The 6,000-nt window shown below is 60.3% G+C and carries 7 protein-coding genes; 3 read left to right on the top strand and 4 right to left on the bottom strand.

Annotated features, from left to right (window positions below):
- Positions 1–237: 237 nt before the first annotated feature.
- Both BUA65_RS09395 and BUA65_RS18555 read right to left on the bottom strand, forming a co-directional pair.
- Positions 238–1,287 (bottom strand): RNA-guided endonuclease InsQ/TnpB family protein, encoded by a 1,050-nt coding sequence (locus tag BUA65_RS09395; RefSeq protein WP_207543877.1) that lies wholly within the window; start codon positions 1,285–1,287, stop codon positions 238–240.
- A complete protein-coding gene (locus BUA65_RS18555; RefSeq protein WP_207543876.1) occupies positions 1,284–1,508 on the bottom strand; it encodes a hypothetical protein in 225 nt (74 codons plus the stop codon). Before BUA65_RS18555 ends, BUA65_RS09395 begins: the two co-directional genes overlap by 4 nt.
- A 102-nt stretch (positions 1,509–1,610) precedes the next feature.
- Between BUA65_RS18555 and BUA65_RS09390 the strand changes: the two genes are divergently transcribed.
- On the top strand, positions 1,611–2,669 hold the full coding sequence (locus BUA65_RS09390) for a M23 family metallopeptidase (RefSeq protein WP_072869176.1): 1,059 nt from the start codon (positions 1,611–1,613) through the stop codon (positions 2,667–2,669).
- A gap of 27 nt (positions 2,670–2,696) precedes the next feature.
- Positions 2,697–2,954 (top strand): hypothetical protein, encoded by a 258-nt coding sequence (locus tag BUA65_RS09385; protein WP_072869175.1) that lies wholly within the window; start codon positions 2,697–2,699, stop codon positions 2,952–2,954.
- A 105-nt stretch (positions 2,955–3,059) separates the two neighbouring features.
- Here BUA65_RS09385 and BUA65_RS09380 read toward each other — a convergent pair whose 3' ends face one another.
- Both BUA65_RS09380 and BUA65_RS09375 read right to left on the bottom strand, forming a co-directional pair.
- Positions 3,060–3,425 (bottom strand): type II toxin-antitoxin system HicB family antitoxin, encoded by a 366-nt coding sequence (locus BUA65_RS09380; RefSeq protein WP_072869173.1) that lies wholly within the window; start codon positions 3,423–3,425, stop codon positions 3,060–3,062.
- Positions 3,409–3,663: a toxin HicA gene (locus BUA65_RS09375; RefSeq protein WP_072869180.1), complete on the bottom strand. Its 255-nt coding sequence runs from the start codon at positions 3,661–3,663 to the stop codon at positions 3,409–3,411. The genes BUA65_RS09380 and BUA65_RS09375 overlap by 17 nt, the downstream gene beginning before the upstream one ends.
- 85 nt (positions 3,664–3,748) lie before the next feature.
- Between BUA65_RS09375 and BUA65_RS09370 the strand changes: the two genes are divergently transcribed.
- Complete coding sequence (locus tag BUA65_RS09370; protein ID WP_072869171.1) at positions 3,749–5,494, top strand: DNA translocase FtsK; 1,746 nt, start codon at positions 3,749–3,751, stop codon at positions 5,492–5,494.
- Positions 5,495–6,000 lie beyond the last annotated feature (506 nt).

The raw sequence follows: 6,000 nt of genomic DNA, 5'->3' as shown, positions 1-6,000 counted from the left end.
CGATAAAGCCAGAATGTATCCGCCGACCAGAAACCGGCCGGCCTGGTTTGCTGCCGTGTTCAGAGAAAAGTTGCTGGAAGCACGGGCGGAAATTCTGGCCCTTAAGAAAAAATATCCGTTTAACCGGTTTTGAGCGGTATTACCACCGGCTGCCTCTTTCGGGTAGCCGGTTTTTCTTTTTTGGGTTTTCGATGGAAATGCCGGCGGAATTTAAAAATTATTTTTGTGATTACCGGTTTAAAATGAGAATTTCCTTTGTTCCACCAGTTGGTTGCCCCAATTTAATTTAAAGATTTTTCCCGAATCAATTTGAAAATCTACAGGCGCGGCCTCCGCCCCGTGCCCCTTCGAGGAGCCCAAAAGGAGTATGTTGAGCGCCGCGTTGACGTCTGAGTGCCACACGCGGCCGCACCTTTTACACACCACCTTGTGCCGAACGGGACGCTCGACGGGAGAGCTGCAGACGGCGCACCGGGAAGAGGTCCCGCGCGGCTCGACGGGAACGACTCTTATCCCGGCCCGGGCGCAGGCGGCTTCGATGAGGTTCCTGAGCATCCTGAAGGCCCAGAAGTTGTGTACCAGGAGGTTGCCCGGCCCGAAGTCCATGTCCTTCCGGATGCCTGTCAGGTCTTCGAGGAACAGAGTGGTTACCCGATGCCGCTTCAGGACGCGGACGACCTCCGCGGCCAGGGCTACGAAGGCGTGCCTGAGCCTGCGGGCGCGGACCTGGTAGAGCCTTCTCAACTGCCGGGAGGTCTTACGCCCAGCCCGGTTCAATCTGGACTGCTCTTCTGCGATGCGCTTTGTCCAATACAGGAAGTCCTTCCAGATCTTGCGCCCGGAAAAGAGGATCTGGCGGTTCAACCCTTCGACGGCCAGGGCTGCCAGTACCCTGGCGCCGAGGTCTAAAGCGGCGTATTTTTCGGGCCGGGTTTTTCTTGCTGGTTCCGGCACTTCCACCACCTGGTGGGCGTACCAGCGCCTTTTCATCTGGTCGTACTTGAGTTCCAGAGTCTTGGGGGTTCCGGAGAAGCGCAGGACGCCCTTCGTGTACAGGACCAGACGGCCGTTGCCGTCCCGCAGGTCTTTCGGCAGGGTCAGGGAAAGCGTCCTGGCGTCCAGGGAGTAAGACCGCGGGGACTTGACCGGGATGAGCCTGACCAGCCTCTTCCCCGTGCGGCGGTGTTTCCAGTACCTCGGGAGACCGGGCCGCTTTTCCAGTTTGCCCTCCTTCCAGAGCCGCAAGCAGGCAAAGAAGGAGTTCCACGCCTTCCTGAGCTTTTTCAAAACCTCCTGCGCGATGTCTGACGGCAGGGCTTGTACGCGGGGTGGTCTTTAAACTCCGCGCACAGGGTGGCGTAAGAAGGCACGGATTCCCCCTTCAGGAACGCCCGGCGGCAACGGAAGTTAGCGGCGTTCCAGAGAGCGGCGCAGCGGTCCCCCAGGGTTTCGAGGACTTTGGCTTGCACTTTTGAGAAGAGCACGCGGACGACGTTACAGCGCTTCATGGTTTTATGATACCACAATTCGACCGAAAGAAAAAATTACCGCGCCTTCCTCCCCATGCCTAAAGGCAGGGGCCTCCGGCACGGAAATGGTGGTGAATCTCCTTGGATTCTGAATACTTACTCAACCCCATAGCAAGTACAGGCGGCTTTTTCCAAGAAACAACCAAAACCGCGGCAAAGGCCGCGGCGAATACCGCCGCGAGGTCCGCGGTGAGGTGGTTTTTTGCCTCCCTGGGCCCCTTCGCGGTACCCCTGCTCTTCCTGCTCTTTTTCGCTATCGTGATCCCCTTCGCGTGCCTGATGCGCGACTTCTACTACCCCGGCGAGTACGGCTACTTCGACGGCGGTATCGGCCTGGGGCTCGCCCCCGTGTCCGGGAGGTGGACGCTCACCGGGAAGTTCGGGGAAGACCGCGGGGACCACATACATATGGGGATCGACCTGGCATGCCCGGAGGGCACCCCCGTGGTGGCGGTCGCGGCGGGCAGGGTCCGCCTCTCCTCCAGCCCGGCGGGCGGCAACGAGATCTGGCTCTACGGGGAGGATGGGAGGACGTACTATTACGCCCACCTGTCCGGGTACCACGTTGCCGACGGCGAGACCGTCTCCCCCGGCCAGGTGATCGGCTACGTGGGGAGCACCGGCAGGAGCACCGGGCCGCACCTCCACTTCGGGGTGATGGTGGACGGCCGGTGGGTCGACCCGCTGCCGCTCCTTCAGGGGGGCGTCCTCCCCGGAGACCTGGCTTACCGGTACGTGGACGGGGAGAAGCTCGCCGCGTGGCTCAGGGGGAAGAGGTCCATGCTGGCCGACCATGTAGACGAGATAATCAGGGCGGCGCGGGAGGTGGGCGTGAACCCGCTCCTCCTGGTGGCTATAACCGGCCAGGAACAAAGTTTCGTGCCGGAGGGGAGCCCGGCGGCGATGCTCGGCAACCCGTTCAATGTGTACGGTTCCTGGCAGAGCTACTCCCCGGGGCTTTACGAATCGGCCCGCATAGCGGCCCGCACCGTGGTGAAGCTCAGCCGGGGGCGGCCGGAGGGCGTCCACCCCATATACTGGCTCAGTGCGCGTGAGAACCCGAATGGTGTGTATGCTGAAGACCCGAACTGGTGGCGGGGGGTTACGTATTTTTTTGAGGCGCTGCAGAGGCAGATTTAGTTTTTGAAGAAAGGAGCTCGTTTTCCAATGTCCTGGGACCAGGTTTTTTTCATTTTAGGTTTGGCGGCGGCCGTCGTTGTCCTCTCCAAACACGCCTCCGCGGTGGTGAAACAGTGGCTCGCCCTGGCCGGCGCCGTCCTGTTCGCGGCCTCCGTGCTCCGCCACGGGCCGGAGGCGGTGGCCCTGTTGAAGCACATCGCCGACACATTTTGGCCGGTGCTGGCGAAGGCCGCCGAGAAGGGCGCCGGCGCTTTCGCGAAGTTCATGCATTCGGTGCTGCATTAAGATCTCCGCCGGGAATTCCTTCGATTTCCAATCGAGGGATGAGTGGCGGCTGATAACCCAAACAGTCGCTTTTCTATTTTTAGGACATTTTCGCGAAAGAGGACGTCAAGATCGTTGTTCTGTCCAGCCTACCGCACGGGCCAGTTGATAGACGATGTACTGGTTCAGGCTGACGCCTTCCGCACGGGCTTTTTCTGTTAAAGCCCGGTGAAGGGACTTCGGGGCTCGCACCAGGATGCGCCCGCTGTAGTTTTCGTCGACCGGCTCGGGAATCGGGTCGCCCTTTTCCAGTGCGTCTGCAATCCAGCACTGCTTGGCGTCTTCGATCATTTCAAGTGCTTCCTGCAAGGTTTCTCCTTGGGAAATGCATCCGGGAAGTTCGGGGATCTCTACAGCGTAACCTCCTTCAGGCGAGGGGTAAATCACAACTTTGTATGGCAGGTTAATGTAGTATTCAAAGTTCTTCTCCATTTTTCTCCGCTCCTTCCAGGAGTTTGATAGCCCTGGTAACGTAGGCCTGCAATATGTACGGCTGCCGGTAGGGAACAACCAGCTTGTACGGTCCTTTGCGGTAAATGTAGTGGCTCGAACCGCCGCGCGGCTGCGACCTGACGAAACCGGCCCTGCAGAGGATGGTGTCCAATTCCTCGAACCTTACCGTCCTGGGATTTCGTTTAATTCTCTCCAAGAGCTTTTCCAAGCGGCCCAATCCCGTTAACCGCCTTTCAAAATTTTGTTTAATGATAGCACATACAATATCAAGCGTCAAGGATCAATCAGGAGTGGATGGAACGATGTCTCCAAGATTGCAAAAGGCAAACAACAAGCAGCCCCCTGGACTGCCGGGCAACTTCGAACGCCCCGACGGCCCCGATACGGCCTCCCGCCTCTTCTGGCTCGGTGTGGGTTTCGCCGTCCTGGGGGTCGTCCTGATAGTCACCGGCGCTTCCGCGGACGCCGGTCTGAAATTCGCGGTGGCCGGGGGGACGCTGGCCTTAGCGGTCAGGTTCTTCTCCCGGCACGGCTTCGCGGCCCTCCTGCTCCCCTTCGGGCTGATAGCTTCCCTTGCGGAGATGCTCAAAAACCGCCTGGACAGCCCGGCTCCCGTTGAAGTAGAACCCGCTTCTCTTTCGGGGCAGCCCCTGGGCGAGGGCCTTCCTCCCCTGGATCTGTTCGGTCCTCCCGGCCCGCCCGCGGCCTACGGGGCGGCGGAGGACGCCGGTCGTGCCGTGGTGGCGGCCCTGGCGGAGTTCAACGTACCCGCCGAGGTCACCGGAGTCCGCACCGGTCCGGTGGTGTCCCGGTACGGCCTGAAGCTCGGTTCCGGCGTGAGCGTCAGGAAACTCTACACCCTGGAAGGAGACCTCGCCCTGGCGCTGGGCGTGCCGTCCGTCCGGGTGGTGGAGGAGGGAGGCCGCCTCTGGCTCGAAGTGCCCAACCGGAAGAGGGGGACGGTGGTCCTGCGCGACGTGCTGGAGAAGTACCGGGACAAACTGCCCAAAGGCGAACTACCCCTGGTTATCGGCGTGGATGTCTTCGGCAGGCCCCTGTCCCTCCCCCTGGAGGGTATGCCCCACGTCCTGGTGGCCGGGGCCACCGGCGCGGGGAAGTCCGTGTGCGTGCATAGCGTCCTTTCAGGTTTAATCGCCCTCTTCCCGCCGGAGGAACTGCGCTTTATATTTATCGACCCCAAGCAAGTCGAGATGGCCGCCTACGAAGACCTGCCGCACCTGGCCGCTCCCATAGCCGGGACGCCGGAGGAAGCGGTGGCCGTTCTTTCGTGGGCGGTGGACGAAATGGAGCGCCGCTACGGGGAACTGAAGAGGCTCCGCGTGCGTTCGGTGACCTCCATCCCGAAGAAGGAACGGCCCTTCCCGTTCCTGGTGGTCGTGGTGGACGAACTGGCCGACCTTCTCCTGTCCGGCGACGCCGGTAAGGAGGCGGAGACGCTCCTGGTGCGTCTTGCCCAGAAGGCCCGAGCGGCGGGGATCCACCTCATCCTGGCCACCCAGCGGCCCGACGCCAGGGTGCTGTCCGGCCTCATCAGGTCCAACGTGCCGGGGCGCATTGCGCTGAGGTGCGCCAAGTCCGGGGACTCCGAGATCATCCTGGATGCGCCGGGAGCGGAACGCCTGCTGGGCAAGGGCGACGCCCTGATCCTGGTGCCCGGCCAGGGGGACCTCGTGCGAGCCCAGGTGGCCTGGGTACCCGGGGACGTGCCCGCGAAAGTCTCGGCCTGGTGGCGCGAGAACCGGCCCGGCGCCGGGTACCTCTTCGCCCCGCAGGAGGAGGGGAAGGCGGCGCCCGGTCCTTCCCCGGGGAAGAGTAGGAAGGAAGAGGAAGACGAGGCCCTGTTGAGGGAAGCCCTGGACGTGGCCCTGAAGCACGGCAGGGTGTCCGCCGGGTTGCTGCAGAGGGAGCTCGGTATAGGTGGAGGTAAGGCTTCTAAATTGCTGGCTGAAATGGAAAAACGAGGTTGGATAGGACCGGCGAGGGGGAACAGGGCGCGGGAGGTGCTGGTAGAAAAAGCTCCGGAGTAATGAAACGCATCGCTTTTTTTTCGCGAAAAAACCCTGGAAGCCTTGCGGCTCAAGGGATTTCGCCAACTATAGTGAAAACTTTTTTCACCTTTTTTCACCGAAATCCGGTGAAAAAAAGTAAACCATGGAAGCCTTGATGCACAAGGGATTGAGCGATCGGGGGTGACTTTTTTCACTATAATTCACCAGCGAAACAAAACCCGCAAAGCCTTGCGGGACAAGGGCTGGAGGCCCCAGCGAAAACTTTTTTCACCAAAAACGAGAGTTGAACTTTCAGGGAGAGATTTTTAAAACTCAATTTTGGTGAAAAAAGTCCCGGAAAAATCCCCGGAAACCTTGAGAATCAAGGGATAGAGGCCCCTAAGGGGCCGGGTGAAAAAAGGTGAAAAAAGTCGGGTCGAAACCCGGGAAGCCGCATAAATACTGAGTTTTTCGGGGGTACTTTTTTCACCGGTTTTTGGTGAAAAAAGGTGAAAAAAGTCCCTGTGGAAAAGTGCCTTCAGCCC

Source organism: Desulfofundulus thermosubterraneus DSM 16057 (assembly GCF_900142025.1).
In the GTDB taxonomy this organism is placed as follows: Bacteria; Bacillota; Desulfotomaculia; order Desulfotomaculales; family Desulfovirgulaceae; genus Desulfofundulus; species Desulfofundulus thermosubterraneus.
This window is presented reverse-complemented; position numbering and strand designations above follow the sequence as displayed.

Coding starts and splice junctions, on each gene's coding strand:
- BUA65_RS18555 (WP_207543876.1), bottom strand. CDS start 1,508: ATGAAGCGCTGTAACGTCGTCCGCGTGCTCTTCTCAAAAGTGCAAGCC.
- BUA65_RS09385 (WP_072869175.1), top strand. CDS start 2,697: ATGTCCTGGGACCAGGTTTTTTTCATTTTAGGTTTGGCGGCGGCCGTC.
- BUA65_RS09370 (WP_072869171.1), top strand. CDS start 3,749: ATGTCTCCAAGATTGCAAAAGGCAAACAACAAGCAGCCCCCTGGACTG.
- BUA65_RS09380 (WP_072869173.1), bottom strand. CDS start 3,425: ATGGAGAAGAACTTTGAATACTACATTAACCTGCCATACAAAGTTGTG.